The organism is Chryseobacterium paridis (assembly GCF_016595215.1).
Lineage (GTDB): Bacteria > Bacteroidota > Bacteroidia > Flavobacteriales > Weeksellaceae > Chryseobacterium > Chryseobacterium paridis.
Genome location: NZ_JAENHK010000007.1, coordinates 221,189 through 246,099, shown reverse-complemented (window position 1 = coordinate 246,099; position 24,911 = coordinate 221,189). Strand labels below are relative to the sequence as shown.

Here is a 24,911-nt window from a genome sequence, read left to right as displayed (position 1 = left end):
TGCGATGGTTAATAATGATTAATACTAAGATAATTACCCCTTATCTTCTTCATCCCCATCTTCTCCATTATGATGAAATCCAATAATCCTTTGTGGTTCTTCTACAACTTTATACGTTTCAAGTTCGGTTCTTAGGGATTTTATTCTGTATTGGAAATCATCAAAATTATTGATAATCGCATCATTCAAAAATCTTTCAACTTGTTCCAGATACTCTTCAGTAAGTTTACCTGCAGCATCTCTCAAAGCTCCACTTAAAAGGGTCTGGTCAATAACAAGTTTTTCATTTTTAGTCCGTTGATACAGATTTTTGATCCTTTTTTTCAGACTTTGCGTAAAATCCATTAGCATGGTATTGCTAAAAGCTTTCATTTTTGAGGAACTCTCGCTCCAGAAAGGAACTTTATCTGCTTTATTATTTTTAAGAATCTTATATAGTAGGGAATCGCTCTCCAACCCTTTGGTCATTCCATATAGGATAATTTCTGCGCGCTCCGAAGCATTTGGAGGGAAAACGGGAATCATTACATCAAATCTGCCGGGAGCAAGTATTTCTTCATCGATTTCAGAAACAGACTTAGCAGATCCTACCATCACCATATCTTCTTTAGCAAATTTTCCTATATAATGAAGGATAATTTCCTGAGTTTCCAGATTGCAGGAAGCCACATTGTTTTCTGCACTTCTTTCCATCATAATTTCATCAAAATCATCCATAAAAAGAAGAACTTTATCCTCCGTCATCATCTTCATCAGAAAATCATTGAAGTTCGTTTTGTTGCCATCTATTAAAGAGGTCCCTAAATAGTGCTTTTTAACTTCTCTAAACTGGTAATTAATAATTTCTGCAATCTTATTTGCCCAGAAGATCTTACCACTTCCAGGAGGCCCATAAAGGATAATTCCTGCAGGTTTATTAATGCCCCAGTCTTTGATCTGTTGTTTATTTAAAAAAGGTTCTAAAACGCTTGAGATATAAAAGAAGAGATCTCGGTATCCGATGAAATCTCTGTGTTGAAGACTTGTTTTGTGCCCAAAATAGTTATACACAAACTGATAATTTCCACCTAATTTATTATCAATTCCATAACTGGAAATTGAGGAACGGAACAATCCGTTATCAAAAATATTAGGTGTCGTATCCTGTATTGCCTTTTCTATTTTTTCCTTTGGCTGATTGATCGTCTCGGCAATTTGTTCCAGTGTTTTATTTTTGTCGAGATCTTTTTCATAACGCCTTAAAAAATCAATATTCTCGCGAGCAAATTTTTCAAAATCCTGTTTGATCTCAAAATTAGCACTCATACATACTCCCAACTCCAGATCAAAATCCTGGATAAATTGTTTGATCGCTTCTGCTGAAATATTTAATTCTTTTGCAAGTTCAATTAACTTCATAACTACCCGATTAATTCTATCAAATTTAATATTTTAATCTTAATAGATATCAAACAATTTGATTAATTATTGTAACATTCTCTGTATAACAAAGACTACTACTATGTAAAACAAATTACATGGAAAAAGTTTTGTCAGTAAAGAATTTAACCAAAAAATTCAAGAGAGTCGTTGTAAACAATATCTCATTTGATGTAGAAAGAGGTAATGTGTATGGGCTTCTGGGTCCCAACGGAAGTGGAAAATCAACTACATTCGGAATGCTTCTTTCTACTATAAATCCTACCAGTGGTGATTGGTATTGGTTTGGAAAAAAAGGCACAGACCCGGAAACGTTAAAAAAAATCGGAGCGATTATCGAACAGCCTAATTTTTATCCTTATCTGAGTGCAGAAACCAACTTAAAGATCGTCGCTGAAATAAAAGGGGCTCCGTATGAAAGAATTGACGAAGTCCTTACCATAGTTAATCTTTTAGAAAGAAAAAAAGATACTTTTAAAACCTTTTCACTGGGAATGAAACAGCGTTTGGCTATCGCTTCTGCTATGCTAAACAATCCTGAAGTAATGATTCTGGATGAGCCTACCAACGGGCTGGATCCGGAAGGTATTATTCAGATCAGAGAGATCATTTCCAATATTGCAAAACAAGGTATTACCATCATTATTGCGAGTCACCTTTTGGATGAAATCGAAAAAATATGCAGTCATGTTATTGTTTTAAAAGAAGGGAATTCCATTTATAGTGGACGGGTAGATGAGATCACCAACAATAAAGGCTTTTTTGAATTAAAAGCTGATAATAATACACTGCTGTTAAATGCTTTGGAAGAGCTCCAATGGTTCAGTTCCGTAACAATGGAAAATGATATTATAAAAGCTCAGATCCGTGAGGATGCTTCAATTTCCGCTTCCAGTCTGAATCAAAAATTAGCAGAAAAAGGTATTTTCTTATCTCATTTGTCTAAGAAAAAACTTTCGCTTGAAACTCAATTCCTTGAACTTGTAAAAAACACAGATACCCATGCTTAAATTACTAAAACTCGAATACTACAAAAACCTGAATTATCAACCATTCAGAGTTTTTACCCTATTATATTTTGCCATATTAGTAGCCCTTCTCTTCATCGGATTAGTGGATCTGGATATTTTTGGAGCTACAATCAATTTAAAAGAACAAGGAATCTATAACTTCCCTGAAATATGGAATTTTACGACCTGGATCGTAGCGTTATTAAAGATCTTCCTGGGATTGATCATTGTCTTTTCAATCTCTCAGGAATTCAGTAACAGAATGTTCAAACAAAATACTATTGATGGATTAAGCAGAAAGGAATTTATTGGATCAAAATTATTAACAATAACTGTATTTACTACTGTTTCAACCATTCTTGTTTTTATTATCACCTTGTTTTTGGGACAGAGTTATTCCAAGACTACAGATTCAGCCATGGTCTTTAAAGAAATGTTCTTTATAGGAAACTATTTTGTAAAACTGTTTACCTTTTTCTGCTTCTTAATGTTTCTTTCAGTACTTCTTAGAAAATCAATGTTTGTATTTCTTGGGTTCTTTGTGTACTGGATTGGAGAAGGAATATTAAGTGCTATTGAAATATTTCAAAAAGTTCGTGGTACTCAACAACTGGAAAGAATGAAAATCATGAAGGATGATTTTTTCATCACTCATCTTTTACCTTTAGAAAGTATGTCCAACCTGATACCCAATCCCATCATGAGATTAGACATGGCCAAAGCAATGGGAATGAAATACGAGTTTACCTATCCTACAGAAAGCTTAATCGCCTGTATTGTTTGGAGTGGAGTATTTATTTTTGGTTCTTACTGGATTTTGAGGAAGAGAGATTGGTAGTTTTTTTAATTGAAAGATTAAAAGATTGAAAAATTAAAATATTAAAAGTGATTCAAATGAATCACTTTTTTATTTTTAAACTCGTGTCAATGCTAAGTTTTAAAGAATCCATTCAAGTACATAAATTGAGCTAAAGTGATCAACAGCACATTGTCATTCCGTAGGAATCCAGATCAAATTTTGTTATTGGTAAGTTTAGATTCCACACTACGCTACTGAACAACGTTCGCAGACCTTCAGTCTGTGTTCTGAATGACATAAAAATAAAAAAGGTTGCTTTTCAGCAACCTTTACAAATTATTTTTTCTCGAGTAACGGAAGATATTCACCATATCCTTTTTTCTCCATTTCAGCTTTTGGTACAAACTTAAGAGAAGCACTGTTGATACAGTAACGTAAACCTCCTTTATCCTTAGGTCCATCTGTAAAAACATGTCCTAAATGAGCATCTCCTGTTTTACTTCTTACTTCTACTCTAGTCATTCCAACAGACTTATCAATTTTCTCATCAATTACATTTTTAGTAATCGGTTTGGAAAAACTTGGCCATCCACAACCGGATTCAAATTTATCTGTTGAGATAAATAATGGCTCTCCTGTTGTAATATCTACATAAATCCCTTCACGAAACTCTTTATCATATTCATTTTGAAAAGGTCTTTCTGTAGCATTTTCCTGCGTTACACTATATTGTTCAGCAGTCAGTTTTTCTTTTAAAACCTTTTTATCCTGTTTTTGATATTTAGCTTTTGGAAGTGGATTTGCATTTTTGGCCATTTCAAAAAGTTCTGGTTCAATGTGGCAATAACCTCCAGGGTTTTTGTCTAAATAATCCTGATGATAATCCTCCGCTCTGTAGAAATTCTTCAAAGGAATCGTTTCTACTACAACCGGCTTGTTATAATTTTTAGCTAATTTCTGAACCTCTTCTTTTATAATAGCTTCTGTATCTTTATCTGTAGAGTAAATACCTGTTCTGTATTGATCTCCTCTATCATTTCCCTGCTTGTTTACACTTGTAGGATCTATTGTTTTGAAATATAGATCAATTAATAATTTCAAATCAACTTGTTCAGGATCATATTTTACTTTTACCGTTTCGGCAAAACCTGTAGAATGACTTACAACTTCTTCATATGTAGGATTGGTTTTGTTTCCGTTGGCATATCCAACTTCTGTTCCTACTACTCCACGGATTTGTTGAAAAAAGTGCTCTGTTCCCCAAAAACATCCGCCTGCAAAATAAACTTCTTTTACATTTTTACTGTCCATAATGGTCTCATTTTCTTTTTTAGTTTCTGTTGATTTTTTTGAATCTCCGCAACTGCGTGCGAATACTGCAATACCTAAAATTACTGCCAGTAATATTAATATACTTTTCATTTTTATCTTTTTATTCATTATTTATTTTTTTGAAATATCATCAGTCCAAATCCTAAAAGCATCAAGTCTTTGAGAATAAAGAAATCCGTTACGGGTACTCCATCCACCACTTTCCAGATTCCGGGTGTTGTAAATAAATAGCTTAAAGTAACGAGGAAAGTAACAATCATTCCTATTCCTGCATACTTTTTCAGAGCTACAAATTTCGGACTAAATATGAGTAGTAATGCAATGATAATTTCTATCGTTCCGATAGCATTTGACACCAGTTGAACACTTGCTATTTTATATACGAAAAAAGTTAGAAAATGGTTTTCAACCAGGCTTTTTATTCCTTGCGCTTCGGTGGGTGTAAATTTGAAAATTCCAATCCACAATAAAATAAGTGCTGCTCCGTAAAGAGAAATGTAATAACCAAGCTTATACGTCGGGTATTCTTTGGTTAGTTGGTTTGATGTTCCGTTCATAATTTTAAGATTTTGAATGACTATTTTATTATTTTCAAAAGTATAGTCGGAACAGATTCAAAATCCTGACAGAATATGTATCAAAAATCTATTTTTTTGATCATATCATCTTTAAAATCCTGAATATCAGCATCATTAATTTTATCATTTTCTTTCAGGGTAAAAGTTCTTTTCATGATATCATCCAGAAGTTCCAGTTTTTTTTGATAGGCCCGGCACCATTTGCAAATTCTTAAATGCATAGAAAGTTTCCGATCCTCTTTTGGAGAGATGGATCCTGCATTTTTCTTTTCCATAAGCAATGTAGCTGTACTACAGGGAAGAAACAATAAGTGTATAATTTTCCTAAGCATTTTTAAACAGTTTATGATTTTGCAAACCAATTAAAATCCAGACACTCTCGCAGCTGCATTCTACTTCTTTGTAAAATCTTCCATAGATTAGTCGTAGAAATATTCAATTCCTGACTTACTTCCGGAGCCTTTTTTTCTTGAAGATAATACATTTTCACCGGAATCTTCCATCGGAGCGGTAATTCTTCAATACAATCTTCCAGAGTTTTATTAAAATTCAGGTCGTCTAAAAGCTCTGGTTCCTTATTAGAAATGTTCCAATCAGCTAGCACCCCATTATTTTTCCATGAACCTGTTTCATCAAAAAAATGATCGAGTTTAATCTGAGGTTCAGATTTATATTTTCCACGATAAAAATCAGCAACCTTTCGGTTAAGGATAGTAGTGAGCCATGTTAACGGCTGGCTTTTCCCTTCAAAAGAGTCATACGCTGACAATGCTGAAAGAAAAACTTCCTGAACAATATCCTTTGCATCATCTTTGTCTGAAAGTAGATATGCCGCCCTTTTCAATAGCGATCCCGAATACTTTTCAACCCAGGTTTTCAGCACTTCATTTTTAGTCATAGTACACTTTTATCTTTTTCAGATGATAACGAAGATAGTAAGTTAAACGGAAAAGTACAAGAAAATATACAGCATGAAAATCAGCTTCCTTAAGAGACTTGTAGAAAATTATAAAAGAATTTTGACGAGGTAGCTTCCAACGGCATTTTTCTCCTAGCCCCGATTGCACATTTGTTTGAGCTCATTTTTCTTTGCAAAAGAAAAATAGCGAGTGCGGAAAGCGGGAAATAGCTCCTGAAATTGTTTGCGATTATTGATACAAATCTTTCCAAAAGTATCAATAAATTAAAACAGAATCACCTAAAAACATTAAATTTGCATCTTATCATAAAAGCAAAGCAATATACATACTTATGACATCACAAGAGATACGTCAAAAATTTTTAGATTATTTTAAAAGTAAAGGCCACCTTATCGTTCCTTCAGCACCTATCGTGTTGAAAGATGACCCTACCCTCATGTTTTCCAATTCTGGAATGACGCAGTTCAAAGATTTTTTCTTAGGTTATAAAACACCTACAGCCCCTAGAATTGCCGATACCCAAAAATGTTTGAGAGTTTCAGGGAAGCATAATGATTTGGATGATGTAGGTAGAGATACTTACCACCATACCATGTTCGAGATGTTAGGAAACTGGTCTTTTGGTGATTATTTTAAAAAAGATGCTATTGCTTTTGCCTGGGAATTGTTGACGGAAGTTTACGGAATTCCGAAAGAGAACTTGTATGTAACTATTTTTGAAGGGGATGCTTCTGAAAATCTGGAAAGAGATCAGGATGCGTATGACTTCTGGAAATCTCATATTTCTGAAGACAGAATTATCAACGGAAACAAAAAAGATAACTTCTGGGAAATGGGTGAAAGCGGACCTTGCGGACCTTGTTCTGAAATCCATATTGACCTTAGGACTCCTGAAGAAAAAGCCAAAATTTCCGGATTGGAATTGGTAAACAATGATCACCCACAGGTGGTAGAGGTTTGGAATCTGGTTTTCATGGAATTCAACAGAAAGGCTGACAAAAGCTTAGAGAAACTTCCGCAACAGCATGTTGATACAGGAATGGGATTTGAGCGTCTTTGTATGGCGTTACAGGGCAAATCATCCAACTATGACACCGATGTTTTCACTCCGCTTATTGCTAAAGTTGAAGAACTTTCAGGTAAAAAGTATACAGGAATTTTAGAGGACGAAAAAGATATTGCTATCCGTGTAGTTGTGGACCACATCAGAGCTGTTTCTTTTGCGATAGCTGATGGGCAATTACCTTCCAACGGAGGTGCTGGATATGTGATCAGAAGAATTTTAAGAAGAGCGATTTCTTACTCTTATCGTTTTTTAGGAATGAAGGAACCTTTCCTTTTCGAACTGGTATCAGTACTTAAAGATCAGATGGGACCTTATTTCCCTGAATTGGAAAAACAAGGAAATCTTGTTACAGAAGTAATTAAAAGTGAAGAAGAATCATTCCTGAAAACAATCGAGAGTGGTTTGGTAAGAGTTGAAAAACTGATTCAGCAAACAATTACTGACGATTTAAAAGTACTCCCTTCTGTTGAGGTTTTTGAATTGTATGATACCTATGGTTTTCCGGATGACTTAACGAGAATCATTGCAGAAGAAAAAGGATTGACCATTGATGAGGCAGGATTTAAAGCTGAAATGGAAAAACAAAAGCAGCGTTCTAAAAAAGATTCTGCTTCAAAGGTTTATGACTGGGTAGTTTTAGAAGAAAAACCGGAGACTTTTGTTGGATATGATCAGCTTGAATCTGAAACGTATATAACAAGATACAGAAAAGTAGAAAATAAAGATGGTGAATTTTATCAGGTTGTTTTAAGCAGCTCTCCATTCTATCCTGAAGGGGGTGGACAAATCGGAGATAAGGGTGTTTTAGAAAATGCTACTGAAAGCTTTGAGGTCTTAGAAACTAAAAAGGAAAACGGATTGATCATTTCATTGATCAGCGGTCTTCCAAAAGATGCCGGTGCTGTTTTTTATGCTAAAGTAAATGCTACGGAAAGAAAAAATTCTCAGGCGAATCACTCTGTTACCCACCTTTTACATGAAGCTCTAAGAGAAGTTCTTGGAACTCATGTGGAGCAAAAGGGTTCTTATGTAGGTCCGGATTATTTACGTTTCGATTTCTCTCATTTTAATAAAATGACAGAGGAAGAATTAGCTGTAATAGAGGAAAAAGTAAATCAAAAGATCAAAGATAGCATCGCTTTACAGGAATTCAGAAATATTCCGATCCAGGAAGCGATAGACAAAGGCGCAATGGCTTTGTTTGGTGAAAAATATGGTGATAATGTAAGAATGATCCAGTTTGGAAGTTCAAAAGAATTATGTGGGGGAACTCACGTTAAGAACACCAGCGAAATCGGTCACTTTAAAATCACTTCCGAAAACTCTGCTGCTGCAGGGATCAGAAGAATTGAAGCTATTTCCGGAGATAAATCCGCTGAATACTTCAAAAATATTGAGCAGCAAATAACAGAACTTTCTCAATTATTAAAATCGAAAGATGTTGTAAGATCTATCGAAAAGTTAATTGAGGAAAATGCATCTCTGAAATCTGAAGTAGATTCTTTGAAAAAAGAAAAAGCTAAAGGAGAAATTGGTGATTGGAAAGGTTCTTATGAACAGAAAGGAGATAAACAATTATTGGTTAAGAAAACATCATTAGATGCCGGTTCGGTAAAAGATATTGTTTTCCAGCTGAAAAAAGAGATCCCAACTTCTGTGACGATCGTTCTTTCCAATGCTGATGATAAGCCAATGATCACAGTAGGTGTTTCTGATGATCTGGCTGCCAGCTATCAGGCTGGAGCTATTATTAAAGAGCTTGCTAAAGAAATCCAAGGCGGTGGTGGTGGAAATCCAGGTTTTGCTACTGCAGGTGGAAAAAATCTTGCAGGTTTGGAAAATGCTTATCAAAAAGCTTTGAATATTTAATTTTATTACAAGCAAAATATAATAAAGCAGCTGTTTTTTAACAGCTGCTTTTTATTTTTTCATACTATTTTGTAACTTTCCTATCCATAGTGTTGTCTTATCTATAAAAAGTTAATGGCAAAATTTTTCTCTTCCCTATTTTTATTCTTCACGGTATTATTTTTCGGCCAGACGCAGCTGAAGGTATTCAGTAAAAATAATAACAAGCCCATTCAAAATGCCGCAGTTTATTGCGATGATAATCTACTTGGAAAGACCGATCATGAAGGTGTAGTATCTTTTAAAACAAAATGTAAAAAAGTAGAAATTCTTGCCAGCAATTTTGAAGATGCTTTGGTTGATGTAAAAAAGTCGATGGAAGTATCACTAAAACCGTCTTCTGAAAAAATAGACAATATTGACAGGGTTGTCATTAATGATAAAAGTGATCCGAGAGCATTAAAAATATTGGATGAAGTCAATAAGAGAGCCAAAGATAACTCTCCGAAGTCTTTAGAGTCTTATCAATTTAAATCATATAGCAAATCTTCTATTGATGTAGATAAAGATTCTATCGATACTTTTAAAAACTTTTTAGCCATCAGAAAAGATTCTCTTTCCAAAGTAGATCATAAGAATTTCAAGCAGAAAGAGGGTGAAAAGAAGGATTCGCTGATCAATGAAGATCTCCTCAGTGCATCTCAGGAAAGCCAGATGTTCCTTTGGGAAAAAGCCTCAGAATACAAATACTCCAAAAATTATGGAGAAAAAACCAATATCATAGACAACAGAATGTCAGGATTTAAAAATCCTATTTATGAAGCATTGGCAATTAATTTTTCTAATTTAGACAGAACCCCAAGACAATTGAGACCTGAAAACAGGGAACTGTTTAATTTTTATCTTTCGGATACTTTAGAGCTGGATGGCCGAAAAACATACGTCATTAAGTTCAAAGAAATTACAGATAAGAAAAAACAAAATCCCAGAAAATTCAATGGGAAAATATATGTTGACGCACAAAGCTTTGCATTAAAAAAGTTTGAAAGTACCAACAAAAAACAAAACGAAGGAAATATCGTTTCTGTCTGGAAACCTATTAATAACAAATGGTTTTTAGATTATGAAGATATTAAGTTTAAAATGAGCAGCCAAAGCTTTAATACTTCTAAAAAAGACAGTTTAAAAGAAGGAGAAAAGGTAAAATATAATAAAAAGAAATTTGGAACTTATCTGTATGTAAAAAACCGATTTTTCGATTTTGAAATCAATGAAACGCAGAAAGCATCTGATTTCAAAGGCTATTCTCTTGAAATAAAAAACTCGGATGGAAGTTTGCTTCAGAAGTACAGAACCAACAGCCTTACGGCAAGAGAAAGTGCTACCTATGCTAAAATAGATAGTTTTGTACAAAAGCACGATTTTGAGAAGAAGCTTAGTTTTTTAACACAGCTGATGAGAGGAAACCTGCGTTATAAAATGATTGATTTTGATCTCACCAAGATTTTCAGTTACGATAAATACCAGGGTGTACGTTTGGGAGCCGGGATAAAATTGAATGAAAAGTTCAATAAAATCTTCTCTCCTGATGGTTATTTCGGATATGGTTTCAAAGATCATCACTGGAAATATGGTTTGGGTCTGGATGTGAAATTATCCGCAAAAAGAACATCTGTTTTCCGTATTGATTATGCAGATGATGTCTTTGCAGCAGGAAGATTCAGCAATAACATGTGGGATATGATGATGAAGGTTTCGGATATCAATTTAGATCTTCACAATGGAACTTTCTATAAAAGTCAAAAATGGGGAGCTTCATTCCTTTATGACATTTCCAATTCATTAAGTATGAAAATTGCTGTAAATAAGGAAAAACAGCAGGCTCTTTTCGATTATCAATATAAAAACATGGGTAATGCTTTTGACAATGTGAGTACCACATTATCTTTAAAATATGCCCCCAACGACAAAAACATCATGACTCCCGGTGGAAAATTCACCTATGAAAAAAGTTATCCTCAGTTCTTTGTCAATTATGAAAAAGGCTTTGATGCTTTAGGTGGGGATCTCGATTATCACCGCTTAGATGCCTTGATTATTCATCAGTTCAGATCTAAGCTGGGATACACCAACATTAAGCTTTTTGGAGGAATATCTTCGGGAACCGCTCCGATCTGGAAAAACTTTGAAATAGCAGGTCAAAAAGATCAGAATTCTGATAAATGGTATTCCAATATCAATACTCCTTCTAATTTAGGCTTTATAACAATGCCTTCCGGAACTTTCTTTGCAGATAAATTTGTTGGATTTAAAATTTCACAATATTTACCATTCAGATTTAAAACTGTTGGTAAGAAATATTCCAATATCGAAATCGAATATCAGTCTGCTATAGGAGGCTTTAAAAACAGAGCAGACCATCAGTTTGACTTTCAGGTACTCGACCATTATTATCAGGAAGTCGGATTTGTCTGGAACAGATTTTTGGGTACTAGCTTTGGTGTAGGATTATCATATAGACTTGGATATTATCAAACATCACAATTCAAAGATAATGTGGGTATCAAAATCAGATTCAATGTCCTTTAAAAAATAAAATCTCTTACATACAACAGAAAAACTCTAGAAAATTTCTAGAGTTTTTTCTATTTAATTCTAAAAGGTAAATTCAATTAAAGATGATATTAATATCAATTAACAAAACTTTCCCAAGACAATTAATATTATTAATTTTACCAAGATTTTTTACATGAAAAGGGTTTTATTATTTATATTTTTCTGGGTCTACATTTTTGGTTATTCACAATCAAAAGTTACATCCATTGAAGCTGTTGTCATAGCAGATAAAAGTGATCCCAGAGCTTTGGAAATATTAAAAAAGGTTAATCAGCTTTTTAAACAAAATTCCCCTAAAACACTGAACTCTTATGCCTTTAAATCATATGAAAAAGTATCTTTAGATATTGATGAAGACAGCATTACTCAGTTTAATCAATTTTTCAACGACACCAATTTCTTCAAAAAGAAAAGGCAGAAAGACTCATTAAATAACATCTCAGCCAGAAAGATATTTTCAAAAAGTAAGCTATTCCTTTGGGAAAGAGCTCAGGAATTTTTGTATTCAAAAAAATATGGGGAAAAGGTTAATATTTTAGATAATAGAATTTCCGGTCTCAAACAGCCAATTTATGAGATGATTGCTCTACAGCAAAGTAACAGAGATCATATTCCTAATCAAGTTAAACAGGAAAACAGAGGTTTGTACAGATATTTTCTTACCGATACAATCGAATTGGATGGAAGAAAAAATTTTGTCATTCGTTTTCGGGAGGTGAATTACAAAAAATCAGATAAAAAGAGAAAATATAACGGAGCAATTTATATAGATACTGAAACCTACGGTATTAAAAAAATTGAAAACTTCAGTAAAAATAAAAACGACGGAATTATTACCAGTACGTGGGTTTTCTATAATAATAAATGGTTTTTAGCTCATGAAAAGGTAAAACTACGCATGAGCAAAATGGCCATGAAGGATGAAGGTAAGGAACACGATGAAGATTCTTTAAAAAAGACCAAAAATAGTTTTGGAACCTACGCCTTTCTGACCTCTAGGTATTTTGATTTCCAATCCCCTATTGAAGAGAATCCCAAAGATTTTAAAGGATATACTTTTTCTGTAAAAAATGCTGATGGAAGATCTCTGGATCAATACAGAACGGATCCTCTTACAGATCGGGAAAGAAATACATACACTACAATCGATAGTCTGGGCAAGATTTATAATATCGACAACAAAGCAAAATTATTAACCGGTCTCATCAATGGACAGATCAGGTTGGGCATTGTCGATTTTGCGGTAGATGAAATTGTAAATTACAACTTATACGAGGGATTCAGGCTGGGTTTAAAAGCCAAATTAAATGAAACTTTTAATCCTTATTTCTCTCCGGATTATTATTTCGCCTACGGATTCAAGGATGATAAATGGAAGTATGGAATTGGGCTAGATATGAAAACCACCCTTGAGAAAAACTCATTCTTTAGAATTGAATACTATAATGATGTAACCGCCTCAGGGGAATTCTACAGAAGGCTGTGGAACTTTAAAATGCGGATGATGAATTATGGAAACAACTTAAATAACGACAGATATTATCATTTCAGAGGCGCTTCCCTATCCTATCTGAATGATATTACGAACGGTCTTACCTTGGTTTTTGCGGCAAGGAGGAACTTTGAACAGGCGATGTTCGATTATCAGTTTAGAAATAGCGGTCCGGCATTTGAAAATTTCAACACGTTATTTACATTAAAGTTTTCTCCCAATTCTACCAATATTATGACGCCACAGGGTAAGTCTATTATTGACCAGAAATATCCTGAACTCTATCTTAATTATGAACAGAGTTACAAACTTTTGGGTGGTGATTTCAATTACACCCGATTCGATGCTCTTTTTGTTCATAACTTTAAAACAGTACTGGGAACTACAGGGGTAAGATTGTATGGTGGATTAGTTTTAGGGGAAGCTCCCATCTGGAAAAATTTCACGATGAATGGTTTGGCTTCTCCGGGAAGAGATATTAATTTTAACCTTACTTCGTACCTTGGATTTGCTACATTAGAAGGAGGAAAATATTATAATGATAAATTTATAGCATACTACCTCACTCACAAGCTTCCGCTTTATTTAAAGAGTATTGGACAAAACGTATCGAGTTTCGATTTTATTTTAAGGGGAACGATAGGAGATATGAAGCATCCTGAGTATCATGATTTCAAATTTAAAAAGCTGGATCATTTGTATCAGGAAGTAGGTGTAGAGTGGAATAACTTCCTTTCAAGCTATTTTAATTTAGGGGTATTTTATAGAGTGGGTTATTATACGACCTCTAACTTCAAGCAAAATTTTGCGATACAGTTTAAGTTAAAGCTATTAGAATTTTAATAATTAGGACATGAAAAAAATAGAAATAAAAGCAGACGATTTTTTTGAATTATTACGATTAAAAGATGTTTCGATGTGGGAGATCTTCCTACAGATGATTGATGGTGAAGAGAAAGAGATCATTTTTATCGATCGTGAGGAAAAGATTCTTTTCAATTATATTTTACCGGCAGACAAGGAGAAGTTAGAAGAAGATAGAAAAGAGTTTTCCAAGCAGTTTTCTGAAAAGTTAGCTCCACTTAATTAATAGCAAATGTTATGAATAAGAATTATTTTCTGTCTTTATTAGGCCTATTTATGGTATGTTTTGGCAATGCCCAAAGCTATAAAAAACCTTTAGTATCTGCTATCAAAGAATCCGACATCAAAAAAGACATGTATGAAATGGCTGCAGATCAGTTTTGGGGACGTGAAGCAGGTACATTAAATGAGCTTAAAGTTTCAATGTGGCTGGCTGATAAAGCAAAAGAAGCCGGAATGAGTCCTGCAGGTGATAATGGAACTTTTTTCCAATATTTTGATATGTACAGGCATCAGGTTATTCCGCAAAGCAGTATGAAACTGGGAGGAACGACACTAAAATTATGGAAAGACTTTCTCGTTGCGGAACCGGTGAATGCTAATTTAGATGCAGACGTTGTATATGCCGGAAATACAGAACCTGAAGATCTATCAAAATTAGATTTGAAAGGAAAAGTTCTTGCTATCAATGCTTCAGACAAAAACATTGATAAAGAGATGACCCTTTTTATCAGAAGGTATCCCGGATTTGTAAGAACAAAATATTATAATACAGCCTTAAGCCTTGGTGCTAAAGCGATCATTTTTATCACTGATGAAACTTCAGAAAAAAGTTGGGTTGAGGTTCTTCCTCAGATGACAAGAGGTTCTTATGGAGTTGAAGGTTTACGGGAAAGTGTAACGAATAACATTCCTGTTTTATGGATCAAAAGAGAAAATGCAGGATGGGTAAAAAACAATCCTAAAATTTCTTTACACCTAATTACTGAAACTTATAAATATCCTTCAGTGAACGTTATTGGAAAAATTGAAGGAACGGACGCTAAGCTAAAAAATGAATACGTTTTAATCAGTGGACATCAGGATCATGACGGAATAAGACACCCTGTTAAAAACGATACGATCTACAATGGTGCCGATGATAATGCCAGTACTTGTGTTGCGATGTTAGCTATGGCAAGAGCCTATAAAAAGCAACCTGGAAAGAGAAGTATCCTTTTTGTTTTTCACGGTGCTGAAGAAAGGGGATTATTAGGATCGAGATGGCATGCCTCACATCCCGTGGTCCCAAAAGAACAGATTGTTGCTGTGTTAAACGGTGACATGATCGGACGAAACAGCCTTGAAGAAGCTGCTTTATTAGGAGGAAATGCCCCTCACAAAAACTCTGAAGAATTAGTAAAAATGGCAGAGGAAGCCAATAATGAAAGTACCAAATTCAAATATCTGAAAGATTGGGATTCTCCTAATCACGCAGAATATTTCTATTTCAGAAGTGATCATTTACCTTATGCTAAAGTGGGAATTCCAGCCATCTTCTTCACCAGTGTTTTACATGATCAGTACCATACTCCACAGGATGAATCTGAAAATATCAATTATAAAAAATTATATAAAATGACGGAGTGGATGTACAGAACTTCTTGGAAAGTAGCTAATGAAAATGAACGTCCAAAAGTGATCCCAAATTTTACATTGGAAAGATAAAGACAAAATACAAATGTAGATTTGTAATTTTAAATATAGCTTTGCGTTGGATCTTTTCAACGCAAAGTTTTTTTTATGATGCTATTAAGATTTAAGTTCCAAAAGAAGAGTTGCATAGCAAAAAAAAAAATCAAAGATTTTTCAGAAACTTAAGTGTACTTCTTATGCAGAGAGTATTAAACTTAAAATAGCTTACGTGTTAAATTTTTTGTAATTAATGCTATAAACTGAGATTGCTTTACATTCGTTCGCAATGACAAAGTGTTTAAAAACTTTTGTGACTTTTGTAGTTGCACTACCATGATGAGATTCTTTCATTCCGCTTTGCTTCATTCAGAATGACAAAAGTGGTGGATTAGAATGAAATCAATAAAAATCAAAGATTTTTTTAGAAACTTAAGTATACTACTTATGCAGCGTATATTAAACTTAAAGCAGCTTACGTGTTAAATTTTTTGTAATTAATGCTATAAACTGAGATTGCTTTACTTCGACATGCTCAGCACAAGCACCATTCGTTCACAATGATAAAGTGTTTAAAAACTTTTGTGACTTTTATGGTTGCACTACCATGATAAGATTCTTTCATTCCGCTTTGCTTCATTCAGAATGACAAAAGTGGTGGATTAGAATGAAATCAATAAAAATCAAAGATTTTTTTAGAAACTTAAGTATACTACTTATGCAGCGTATATTAAACTTAAAGCAGCTTACGTGTTAAATTTTTTGTAATTAATGCTATAAACTGAGATTGCTTTACTTCGACAGGCTCAGCACAAGCACCATTCGTTCGCAATGACAAAGTGTTTAAAAACTTTTGTGACTTTTGTGGTTTAAAAAAGACCTGTGACGTTAAGGTTACTTCACTTCGCTTTCGCTACATTCTGAAATCGAAGATTCGACGTAGTCAATGACAGGCTGAGACGCTTTCATTGTCATTCTGAAAGAATCTAAACGTGTATTTATTGCTTATTACATTTATTTTAGATACAGATTGCATCGATATTGCCAGTGTTATCTCTCGCAGATTTTGCTAATTACGCAGATCTTTTAAATTTTTATCTTTGATAAAAAGCCTTGCGCCTTAAAAACGTTTACCTTTCAAAAAGCTTTTGCGTCTTTGCGATTAACCAAAACTTCTATCAATAATTTTCATTCCGGTATATCTCCAATGTTTTCTTAGCTGCTGCCACATCGTGTACTCTCAATATCTTAGTTCCCTGTTTTAGTACTTTCAAATGCAGTTTTTGAGTTTCCTCATTAATATCTAATGGAGATTTTCCTAACGGTTTATAAATAAATGATTTCCTTGAAATACCAATCAATAAAGGAAACCTTCCGAATTCCAGATATCTTACTTCATCAATCATTTTCATCTGATCTGCAACAGTTTTCCCAAAACCAAATCCTGGATCCAATAGAATATCCTTAACCCCTTTCTGCAAAAGCTCATTTGTTTTTTCAGAAAAATACCTATTAACTTCTAATGTGATGTCTTCGAATTTTATTTTATCATGCATCGCTTCATAGGATGGATTTACGTGCATTAGTATATAGGGAAGTTGAGTTTCAGCAGCTGTATCAAACATTGCTGAATCAAATTGTCCTCCGGAAATATCGTTGATCAGATCAATGCCTTCATTGAAACCAAATTTCACAGTTTGAGAATAGAATGTATCCAAAGAAATTAAGGCCTCAGGGAATTCTTTTTTGATTTGAAAAATCAAATTTCCAATTCTTCTGATTTCTTCTTCACTGCTAAGAAATTCAGCACTAGGACGAGTTGATTGAGGTCCGATATCGATCAATTCAGCACCATCATTCAATAATTTCTCAGTATGCTTCAACGCTAATTGTTCATCATTAAACTTCCCTCCATCAGAGAAAGAATCCGGTGTTAAATTTAAAATTCCCATAATTTTTGGAACCGTTAAATCGACTATTCTTCCATTGCAGTTGATAGAGTGAAAAAGTTTCTGAGTTGGAGGGTTGGAGAGCATGAGAGTGGGAGGGTTTTAGAGTTTGAGAGTTTTAGGGTTTGAGTGTATGAGGTCTTGTGAGTGCGAGCGATAAAGGTTATAATGTACTAGTGAATTTAGTAATGCAAAGCTAAGGAGTAAAAGTAATATGAGCAAGGTTATTGATAAGCAATGGGTACCAGATAATAAGTAATTTTTGAGAATGTACTCTTTACTCAATATTTAGAATCCTTTCATCCCTAACTCTATACTCTTCAACCCCAACACCCTCATACACTCCAACTCTCCAACTCTCCAACCCTAAAACCCTCCCACTCTCACCCTCAACACTGAAAGCATTTCTGCTCAAAATCACGCTCCAATTCCCACAACCTAATACGTATTTTTGTATATTTGGGCTATTAAGAGAATTTATGTCAAAAACTTCAATACAGTTCGGGAAAGTTATCAATCAATGCCGTGATCTTTTCAGCAAAAAACTACAGGATTATGGTGCAGCGTGGAGAGTCTTGAGACCAAGCTCAATTACAGATCAGATTTATATTAAAGTGAATAGGATCCGTACGTTGCAGATGACTGATAAAAAAATGATAGATGAAAGTGAAGAAGATGAATTTATTGCCATTGTCAACTACTCTATTATTGGTCTTATTCAGCTTGAAAAAGGTCTTTCCAATGATTTCAATGAAAATAATGAAGAGATCCTCAATCTTTATGACAAATATTCCACGGAAGCTCAGGCATTAATGGAAAGAAAAAATCATGATTATGGAGAAGCATGGAGAGATATGAGAATTTCTTCTATAACTGATCTTATTTATCAGAAGGTTTTGAGAACAAAGCAGATTGAAGATAATCAAGGAAAAACAATTGTCTCTGAAGGTCTGGATGCTAATTATTTTGATATGCTCAATTATGCCGTTTTCTGTCTGATAAAATTCTCTGAAACCAATTTCGAACCTAAAACTATTTAAAAATGATCAAAGGTGTACTCCGTTTTATTATTGCTATTATTTTCATCCTTTCGGGTTTTGTAAAAGCAGTGGATCTGGTAGGTTTTTCATTCAAGATGGAAGAATACTTTGCTCCGCCAGTTTTCAACATGCCGTTTTTGGAAAAGTTTGCTTTACTATTTTCGATCATTGTGGTCGTTCTGGAGCTTTTCCTTGGATTTATGTTATTAATAAAATTAAAACTTAAGTTCACCTTATCCGCTTTAATTGTACTTTGTATTTTCTTTGGGTTCCTCACATTTTACTCAGCGTATTATAATGTAGTGACTGATTGTGGATGTTTTGGAGATGCTATAAAATTCACCCCGTGGCAAAGTTTCTTTAAAGATGTGGTACTTCTGATCGGTTTAATTATTCTTTTTGTTTTCTATAGAAAAGAGTTTGTTAAAAGAGACGAATACAGCAATACAAGACAATCTACCAGCAAATACAAATATTACTTATTAGGAGCTTTCTCCCTTGTTATGATCTATATTATGGCACAGGGACTGATGCATGAACCTATGATCGATTTCAGGGATTACAAAATAGGTACAAACCTTAAAGCTGAAAAAGAAAAAATTAATAAAAATCCCTCTGAATACAAAACTTTCTATTCTCTGAAAAACCAAAAGACCGGGGAGGTTTTAAAAGTAAATCAGGACGATTATATTAAAGAAACAAAATATTGGGCAGAAGGTTCTCCATGGAAAATAGAAGAAGGAAAAAATGAATCTGTTCTGATTAAAGAAGGATATAAATCTGAAATCGTTAAATTCAAAATCGAGGATCCAACAGGAGCAGAACTTACTGATGAAATTATTAAAGCTCCAAAAGCTATATTAGTATTCTCATACCATCCAAAAGAAGTTTCTGCTGATCTTCTTCAAAAAGTGGAGGCTAAAGTAAATGCTCAAAAAGGAGTTCTTATTTATGGGGTTTCAACTGATCACAATACTTTTAAAACAATCAAAAATACAATGATGGACGGAACCGCTATTAAAACAATAGCGAGAAGCAATCCATTTGTATTAATACTGAACAACGGAGTAATCGTAAATAAGCTCCCTGCAAAAGACTATATAAAATAAAATACAGATGACCGTGATGTATAATCACGATCAACTTTAAACACTAAACATTCAACAACTCATGCAAAAATCAAATAAACCTATTGCCGGTTATCACTTATTAATGATCCTTTCTTCTGTAGATGGAGAATTTGCTCCTGAAGAAGGAATGCTTGTTCAGCAGTATCTTGCAGACGAATTTCCATTCAAAATGAATTTAGATAATGAATTAGAAACAATTGCTTTGCTCCAGCCTGAAGAATGGAAAGATCATTTTGAATTCCACGCACGTTGTTTTCATGATGATTCTACAGAGGAAGAACGCGTAAAATTTGCAGAATTCGCTAAAACACTTATAAAAGCTGATAATAAAGTAACGGATGAAGAGCATACTTTTTACAAACTTTTAAAAAATATGTGGCAGTTGAGCTAAGCACCTACATCAAAAAAACAAAATATTAGCATGAAAAATTTATATCTAGGTCTATTAATCATGAGTGCTTCTACAATTCAATCTCAAAAATTTCCTGATCTTAAAGCTCCTGTTGCTGAAAAAAAGGAACATATCAGAACCATACACGGAGACAAAGTAAATGATCCCTATTACTGGATGATCGATTACTTCAAAAAAGGAAAAGACTCCACAAAGGTCGTTGATTATCTGAAAGCTGAAAACTCCTATTGGGAAGGTATGATGAAAGATACAGAACCTTTCAGAGAAAAACTGTTCCAGGAAATGAAAGCCAGGATCAAAGAAAAAGATGAATCTGTACCTTCTTTCAAAAACGGATATTATTACTATACCCGTACAGAAACAGGAAAACAATATTTTAAGTATTGCAGAAAAAAAGGAAACCTAAATGCACCTGAAGAAATCCTTCTGGATATTGATCAGCTTGCTGAAGGACACCCTTACTATTCTGCAGCCGGATTTAGCATAAGTACTGATAATACAAAACTGATTTACGGTGTAGATGATGTCTCGAGGAGACAATATAAATTATTTCTAAAAGATCTGTCAACAGGTAAAACTACAGATCTCAGTATTAAAAATACTGAAGGTGAAGCTGTATGGGCTAATGACAATAAAACAATCTACTATACAGAAAATAATCCGGTAACGTTATTATCTGAAAAGATCAAAAGACATACTCTTGGAACAGACCCGGCAAAAGACGTTGTGGTGTATGAAGAAAAGGATAAATCCAATTATATTGGAGTAGGAAAATCAAAGAATGAAAAATTCATTATGATTTATTCTGCCGCAACCACCTCATCCGAAACAAGATACCTGAATGCAGATGATCCTAATGGGACTTTTAAAATTTTCCAACCGAGAATAAAAGATGTGTTGTATGATGTAACTCCTTTAGAAGATAAGTTCCTGATCACAACGAATAAAGATGCTTTAAATTTTAAAGTGGTAGAAACTCCACTAGATAAAACAGGAGTCGAAAACTGGAAAGACTTTATCCCCCATAGAAAAGAGGTTCTGATGCAGGGAATCAGCGAGTTTAAAAATTATCTCGTTTTTAGTGAAAGACAAAACGGACTTTCTCAGCTGGTTATCTATGACAGAAAAACCGGTAAAAAAGAATTTTTAAAATTCGACGAACCGACCTACACAGTTTCTCCTGCTGGAAATCCGGAATATAATACAGATAATTTCAGATTTGGTTATACTTCCTTGATTACTCCAAGCTCTCAGTTTGAGCAGGATCTGAAAACCGGAAAAAGGACTTTATTAAAGCAGCAAGAGGTTCTGGGAGGTTACAATAAGGAAAATTATGTAACAGAAAGACTTTTTGCAACAGCAAAAGATGGTACCAAGATCCCTCTTTCGATCGTGTATAAGAAAGGATTCAAAAAGGACGGAAACAGTCCACTACTACTTTATGCATATGGTTCTTACGGAAGCTCTTCGAATGCTGCATTCAGCAGCCCCAGATTAAGTCTTTTAGACAGAGGCTTTGTATATGTAATGGCTCATATCCGTGGAGGTCAGGAGATGGGCAGACAATGGTATGAAGATGGTAAAATGATGAAAAAGAAAAATACTTTTACTGATTTCATCGATGCCGGAGAATATTTGGTTAAAGAAAAATATACCTCACCAAAACATATGTACGCCCAGGGAGGAAGTGCAGGAGGTTTACTTATGGGAGCTATTGCCAATATGAGCCCTAATTTATGGAATGGAGTGATTGCTCACGTTCCGTTTGTAGATGTCGTGAATACCATGCTTGATGAAAGCATTCCATTGACGACCAATGAATATGATGAATGGGGAAATCCTAATAATAAAGAGGCTTATTTCTATATGAAGTCTTATTCTCCGTATGAAAATGTAGAAAAGAAAAATTATCCTAATCTTTTGGTAACAACCGGATTGCATGATTCTCAGGTACAGTATTTTGAGCCTGCAAAATGGGTAGCCAAATTAAGGGATATGAAAACAGATAAAAACGTATTATTCTTAAAAACAGATATGGCATATGGTCATGGTGGCGCTTCAGGAAGATTTGATTACCTGAAGGATACTTCTCTGGTGTATGCTTTCATGTTTAAATTAGAAGGAATTAATCAATAATTTTATGAAAAAACTATTTGCCCTATCCTTGATTTGCATTGGAATAGGACTAACTGCACAACAAAAGGCTCATGATCCAAAGATGGTAGGATGTTATAAGGGCTCTGAAGAGAATCAACAGATTGATGGATTCTCAAAGTACTGGGTTTCATGTCGAATGGAAGATGGAAAAAGCATGCTTTTGTTTGTTGCTATTGATCCGGATGGTAAGGTACAACAGGAAACTGAAAATGGCAGCTGGTGGACAGAATCCGGTAAATATTACGAACTTCACAAATACGATAATGTCATTGATATATACAATTACCAGGTATTAGACAATGGTAATGTAAACTTTCAATCCATTGAAATGATGGGTAAAAAAGACAATACCTACAAATTCACGGATACTAAAATAGAAGAAGATTAAAATAAAAATAATTATGAGAAGAAAAATAGTTGCAGGAAACTGGAAAATGAACAAAAATGTAATTGATGCTCAGCAATTAATGATCCAATTACTAAGCTATAAAAATAGCAATACAACCAACTGCGAGGTTTGGATCGCTCCGCCGTCTTTATATTTAATGATGGCTAAAGATATCTTTGAAAAAGATGAAATCGGAGTATTTTCTCAGGATATGAGTGAGCATGAAAGCGGTGCTTATACAGGTGAGCTTTCTGCAGATATGCTGGAATCTATTGATGTAACCGGATCTTTAATCGGACACTCTGAAAGAAGACAATATCATGGTGAAACAGATTCACACTGCAATAGAAAAATTAAATTAGCTCTTGATAAAGGTTTGATTCCTGTATACTGTAATGGGGAAACTCTTGAACAGAGAAAAGCAGGTCAGCATTTTGAAGTAGTAAAAAATCAAACGGAAGTAGCTCTATTTACTCTTTCAGCTGAAGAAATTAAAAAAGTAGTAATCGCTTACGAACCCGTTTGGGCAATCGGTACAGGTGAAACAGCGACTCCAGAACAGGCTCAGGAAATCCATGCTCATATCAGAAGCATCATTGCTGCAAAATATGGACAGGAAGTTGCTGATGAAGTTTCCATCCTTTATGGTGGTTCTGTAAAGCCAGATAATGCAAAAGAGATCTTCTCTCAACCAGATATTGATGGTGGATTGATTGGTGGAGCTGCGTTGAAACTGGAAGATTTTTCTAAAATTATCGAAGGATTTAATTAAGATCAGGTAGTAGATAGCAGATATTAGGTGCTAGGTTTTACACACAGTAATTTATCTTACCTAAAATATTTCTATTGAAATATCATAAAAATAAAAAACGGCAGAATTTTATTCTGCCGTTTGGTTTTTAAAAAATCTAATTATTGAATATCGACAACATACATCGTTCCTTTATCTACTTTTCCTGTCTTAGGAAGGATCTTAGCTTTTGGATTTCCGTTTCCATCATCTGTAACTCCAAAATCATCATCATTGAAAATAGCCAGCTTATTTCCACCTAAATAAACAATTCCCTCAAATTTATCATGCTCATACCCTATCTTCGCTACTAAGTCAACAGCTAAAGTTTTTGAAACTGGTTGCAATCCCGCTGCTGCAATCTCTGCCCATGTGGATTCTTCCAAAGCTTTATTCCCATTAATTTTCAATCCATCAACAGCCGCAAGATCTGTCCCGCTAACATCAGAAGCACCTGCCAGATTAATTCTATATACTTTCTTTAGCCCTCCCTGAGATCCGAATTTTCCATCTCTTTCAATCACTAAAAATTCAGTGCTACTGATTGCCGTAATATCACAAACAGAGTCAGAAGCTCCTCCATCTTGTTTATATAAATATTGCTTTGTCTTTCCTGTCACAAGATCAAATGTTACAATTCTCGTTAAAGTGGTATTCGTTGCCAAAACTTTTGTCGGAACATACATTGTCGATTGCATAGTGCCTACCAACATTTTTCCATCTGGCGTCATACACATTCCTTCCATCCCCCTGTTGGGTCTTCTTTTGGCGAAAACAGCTGGTAATTTTCTGGTTCCGGTATTTACTCCGATAGGACTGATTCTTTCCATCTCAACACCATCTGCATTGTAATGCACAATATGAGGTCCATATTCGTCGGAAACCCAGAATGTACCATCAGGAGCTGCTACAATACTTTCACTGTCTAATCCATAATTATCTGTACCTAGAGGATTCCCATTGGCACCATACGCGATTTCGCCGGTACTCCCCATTCCTGCAGGATTTGGAAGACCTGTAATAGGCTGACCCGAAGGGTTTTTAAGTTTGATATATTTTAAAACTTCGATATTTCCATCAGCATTGATCTTAAAATGCATGATCGTTGGCGTAAAGTTCGGGACAAGAAATTTAATCCCATCTAAATAAGCTGTATTAGGACCACGATCTGTGATCACGTAAAATTCCCCTTTTCTGGTTGGATGTGCCGTTGCTCCGGAACCAAAACCACCATTAATAACCGCTACTCCATTTACTGTAGCCACTGTTGTAAATGGAAATTCCTGTGGCAGTTTAGAATAATTGATATCCTGATTGTTTACGACGTCATCGCTATCATTACAAGACCATAAAGCACCAAGGATAAGAGATGAAAGAAGAAGTTTTTTCATGTTTACTTTTTATGGATGCGAATGTAGACAGCACGTATG

At 34.4% G+C, this 24,911-nt stretch carries 20 protein-coding genes; 13 read left to right on the top strand and 7 right to left on the bottom strand.

What is annotated here, in order from left to right:
• Positions 1-33: 33 nt before the first annotated feature.
• Complete coding sequence (locus JHL15_RS08030) at positions 34-1,398, bottom strand: AAA family ATPase (protein ID WP_200244861.1); 1,365 nt, start codon at positions 1,396-1,398, stop codon at positions 34-36.
• A 119-nt stretch (positions 1,399-1,517) separates the two neighbouring features.
• On the opposite strand from JHL15_RS08030, the gene JHL15_RS08025 reads away from it, so the two are divergent.
• The gene (locus JHL15_RS08025) at positions 1,518-2,429 is read left to right on the top strand and encodes an ABC transporter ATP-binding protein (RefSeq protein WP_200244860.1); all 912 of its coding nucleotides are present in this window, start codon (positions 1,518-1,520) and stop codon (positions 2,427-2,429) included.
• Positions 2,422-3,267 carry an ABC transporter permease gene (locus JHL15_RS08020; RefSeq protein ID WP_200244854.1) on the top strand — a complete coding sequence of 282 codons (846 nt, stop codon included), beginning with the start codon at positions 2,422-2,424 and terminating at the stop codon, positions 3,265-3,267. The genes JHL15_RS08025 and JHL15_RS08020 overlap by 8 nt, the downstream gene beginning before the upstream one ends.
• 297 nt (positions 3,268-3,564) lie before the next feature.
• Here the strand turns inward: JHL15_RS08020 and msrB are convergent, their stop codons facing one another.
• The 4 genes from msrB to JHL15_RS08000 all read right to left on the bottom strand — a co-directional run bounded on the left by msrB (position 3,565) and on the right by JHL15_RS08000 (position 6,036).
• On the bottom strand, positions 3,565-4,650 hold the full coding sequence (gene msrB / locus JHL15_RS08015) for a peptide-methionine (R)-S-oxide reductase MsrB (RefSeq protein WP_200244852.1): 1,086 nt from the start codon (positions 4,648-4,650) through the stop codon (positions 3,565-3,567).
• A gap of 17 nt (positions 4,651-4,667) precedes the next feature.
• The gene (locus JHL15_RS08010; RefSeq protein WP_200244849.1) at positions 4,668-5,117 is read right to left on the bottom strand and encodes a DUF417 family protein; all 450 of its coding nucleotides are present in this window, start codon (positions 5,115-5,117) and stop codon (positions 4,668-4,670) included.
• A gap of 80 nt (positions 5,118-5,197) precedes the next feature.
• Positions 5,198-5,470: a hypothetical protein gene (locus JHL15_RS08005; RefSeq protein WP_200244845.1), complete on the bottom strand. Its 273-nt coding sequence runs from the start codon at positions 5,468-5,470 to the stop codon at positions 5,198-5,200.
• 11 nt (positions 5,471-5,481) lie between these two features.
• Positions 5,482-6,036 (bottom strand): sigma-70 family RNA polymerase sigma factor, encoded by a 555-nt coding sequence (locus tag JHL15_RS08000; protein WP_200244844.1) that lies wholly within the window; start codon positions 6,034-6,036, stop codon positions 5,482-5,484.
• Between the two features lie 353 nt (positions 6,037-6,389).
• On the opposite strand from JHL15_RS08000, the gene alaS reads away from it, so the two are divergent.
• From alaS to JHL15_RS07975, 5 genes are all read left to right on the top strand, one after another.
• Positions 6,390-8,993, top strand: coding sequence for an alanine--tRNA ligase (alaS, locus tag JHL15_RS07995; RefSeq protein WP_200244843.1), 2,604 nt, complete (start codon positions 6,390-6,392; stop codon positions 8,991-8,993).
• A 114-nt stretch (positions 8,994-9,107) separates the two neighbouring features.
• Positions 9,108-11,561 (top strand): DUF5686 family protein, encoded by a 2,454-nt coding sequence (locus tag JHL15_RS07990; protein ID WP_200244838.1) that lies wholly within the window; start codon positions 9,108-9,110, stop codon positions 11,559-11,561.
• Between the two features lie 160 nt (positions 11,562-11,721).
• Positions 11,722-13,923, top strand: a complete 2,202-nt coding sequence (locus JHL15_RS07985) for a hypothetical protein (RefSeq protein ID WP_200244837.1) — start codon at positions 11,722-11,724, stop codon at positions 13,921-13,923.
• Between the two features lie 10 nt (positions 13,924-13,933).
• A complete protein-coding gene (locus JHL15_RS07980; RefSeq protein ID WP_089029527.1) occupies positions 13,934-14,170 on the top strand; it encodes a hypothetical protein in 237 nt (78 codons plus the stop codon).
• An 11-nt stretch (positions 14,171-14,181) separates the two neighbouring features.
• On the top strand, positions 14,182-15,651 hold the full coding sequence (locus tag JHL15_RS07975) for a M20/M25/M40 family metallo-hydrolase (RefSeq protein WP_200244835.1): 1,470 nt from the start codon (positions 14,182-14,184) through the stop codon (positions 15,649-15,651).
• 1,142 nt (positions 15,652-16,793) lie between these two features.
• Here the strand turns inward: JHL15_RS07975 and folP are convergent.
• The gene (gene folP / locus JHL15_RS07970; RefSeq protein ID WP_200245056.1) at positions 16,794-17,567 is read right to left on the bottom strand and encodes a dihydropteroate synthase; all 774 of its coding nucleotides are present in this window, start codon (positions 17,565-17,567) and stop codon (positions 16,794-16,796) included.
• Positions 17,568-18,043: 476 nt separating this feature from the next.
• Between folP and JHL15_RS07965 the strand changes: the two genes are divergently transcribed.
• From JHL15_RS07965 to tpiA, 6 genes are all read left to right on the top strand, one after another.
• Entirely contained in the window at positions 18,044-18,604 is a 561-nt protein-coding gene (locus JHL15_RS07965) for a DUF1599 domain-containing protein (protein WP_200244830.1), read from the top strand.
• A 2-nt stretch (positions 18,605-18,606) separates the two neighbouring features.
• Positions 18,607-19,713, top strand: coding sequence for a BT_3928 family protein (locus JHL15_RS07960; RefSeq protein WP_200244828.1), 1,107 nt, complete (start codon positions 18,607-18,609; stop codon positions 19,711-19,713).
• Positions 19,714-19,774: 61 nt separating this feature from the next.
• Positions 19,775-20,125: a TerB family tellurite resistance protein gene (locus JHL15_RS07955; RefSeq protein WP_200244827.1), complete on the top strand. Its 351-nt coding sequence runs from the start codon at positions 19,775-19,777 to the stop codon at positions 20,123-20,125.
• Between the two features lie 30 nt (positions 20,126-20,155).
• Entirely contained in the window at positions 20,156-22,282 is a 2,127-nt protein-coding gene (locus JHL15_RS07950) for a S9 family peptidase (protein WP_200244825.1), read from the top strand.
• Positions 22,283-22,286: 4 nt separating this feature from the next.
• Entirely contained in the window at positions 22,287-22,691 is a 405-nt protein-coding gene (locus JHL15_RS07945) for a hypothetical protein (protein WP_200244824.1), read from the top strand.
• A gap of 13 nt (positions 22,692-22,704) precedes the next feature.
• Positions 22,705-23,463, top strand: a complete 759-nt coding sequence (tpiA, locus tag JHL15_RS07940; protein WP_200244823.1) for a triose-phosphate isomerase — start codon at positions 22,705-22,707, stop codon at positions 23,461-23,463.
• 140 nt (positions 23,464-23,603) lie between these two features.
• On the opposite strand, the gene JHL15_RS07935 is transcribed toward tpiA, so the two are convergent.
• On the bottom strand, positions 23,604-24,872 hold the full coding sequence (locus tag JHL15_RS07935) for an esterase-like activity of phytase family protein (protein WP_200244821.1): 1,269 nt from the start codon (positions 24,870-24,872) through the stop codon (positions 23,604-23,606).
• Between the last annotated feature and the right edge of the window lie 39 nt (positions 24,873-24,911).

Excerpts from the sequence above, each read along its gene's own strand:
- JHL15_RS07965 (WP_200244830.1), top strand. The coding sequence starts at position 18,044 with ATGTCAAAAACTTCAATACAGTTCGGGAAAGTTATCAATCAATGCCGT.
- JHL15_RS08025 (WP_200244860.1), top strand. The coding sequence starts at position 1,518 with ATGGAAAAAGTTTTGTCAGTAAAGAATTTAACCAAAAAATTCAAGAGA.
- JHL15_RS07960 (WP_200244828.1), top strand. The coding sequence starts at position 18,607 with ATGATCAAAGGTGTACTCCGTTTTATTATTGCTATTATTTTCATCCTT.
- folP (WP_200245056.1), bottom strand. The coding sequence starts at position 17,567 with ATGGGAATTTTAAATTTAACACCGGATTCTTTCTCTGATGGAGGGAAG.
- JHL15_RS08020 (WP_200244854.1), top strand. The coding sequence starts at position 2,422 with ATGCTTAAATTACTAAAACTCGAATACTACAAAAACCTGAATTATCAA.
- JHL15_RS07935 (WP_200244821.1), bottom strand. The coding sequence starts at position 24,872 with ATGAAAAAACTTCTTCTTTCATCTCTTATCCTTGGTGCTTTATGGTCT.
- JHL15_RS08005 (WP_200244845.1), bottom strand. The coding sequence starts at position 5,470 with ATGCTTAGGAAAATTATACACTTATTGTTTCTTCCCTGTAGTACAGCT.
- JHL15_RS07945 (WP_200244824.1), top strand. The coding sequence starts at position 22,287 with ATGAAAAAACTATTTGCCCTATCCTTGATTTGCATTGGAATAGGACTA.
- JHL15_RS07950 (WP_200244825.1), top strand. The coding sequence starts at position 20,156 with ATGAAAAATTTATATCTAGGTCTATTAATCATGAGTGCTTCTACAATT.
- JHL15_RS07955 (WP_200244827.1), top strand. The coding sequence starts at position 19,775 with ATGCAAAAATCAAATAAACCTATTGCCGGTTATCACTTATTAATGATC.
- alaS (WP_200244843.1), top strand. The coding sequence starts at position 6,390 with ATGACATCACAAGAGATACGTCAAAAATTTTTAGATTATTTTAAAAGT.
- tpiA (WP_200244823.1), top strand. The coding sequence starts at position 22,705 with ATGAGAAGAAAAATAGTTGCAGGAAACTGGAAAATGAACAAAAATGTA.
- JHL15_RS07985 (WP_200244837.1), top strand. The coding sequence starts at position 11,722 with ATGAAAAGGGTTTTATTATTTATATTTTTCTGGGTCTACATTTTTGGT.
- JHL15_RS07990 (WP_200244838.1), top strand. The coding sequence starts at position 9,108 with ATGGCAAAATTTTTCTCTTCCCTATTTTTATTCTTCACGGTATTATTT.
- JHL15_RS07975 (WP_200244835.1), top strand. The coding sequence starts at position 14,182 with ATGAATAAGAATTATTTTCTGTCTTTATTAGGCCTATTTATGGTATGT.
- JHL15_RS08010 (WP_200244849.1), bottom strand. The coding sequence starts at position 5,117 with ATGAACGGAACATCAAACCAACTAACCAAAGAATACCCGACGTATAAG.
- JHL15_RS07980 (WP_089029527.1), top strand. The coding sequence starts at position 13,934 with ATGAAAAAAATAGAAATAAAAGCAGACGATTTTTTTGAATTATTACGA.
- msrB (WP_200244852.1), bottom strand. The coding sequence starts at position 4,650 with ATGAAAAGTATATTAATATTACTGGCAGTAATTTTAGGTATTGCAGTA.
- JHL15_RS08000 (WP_200244844.1), bottom strand. The coding sequence starts at position 6,036 with ATGACTAAAAATGAAGTGCTGAAAACCTGGGTTGAAAAGTATTCGGGA.
- JHL15_RS08030 (WP_200244861.1), bottom strand. The coding sequence starts at position 1,398 with ATGAAGTTAATTGAACTTGCAAAAGAATTAAATATTTCAGCAGAAGCG.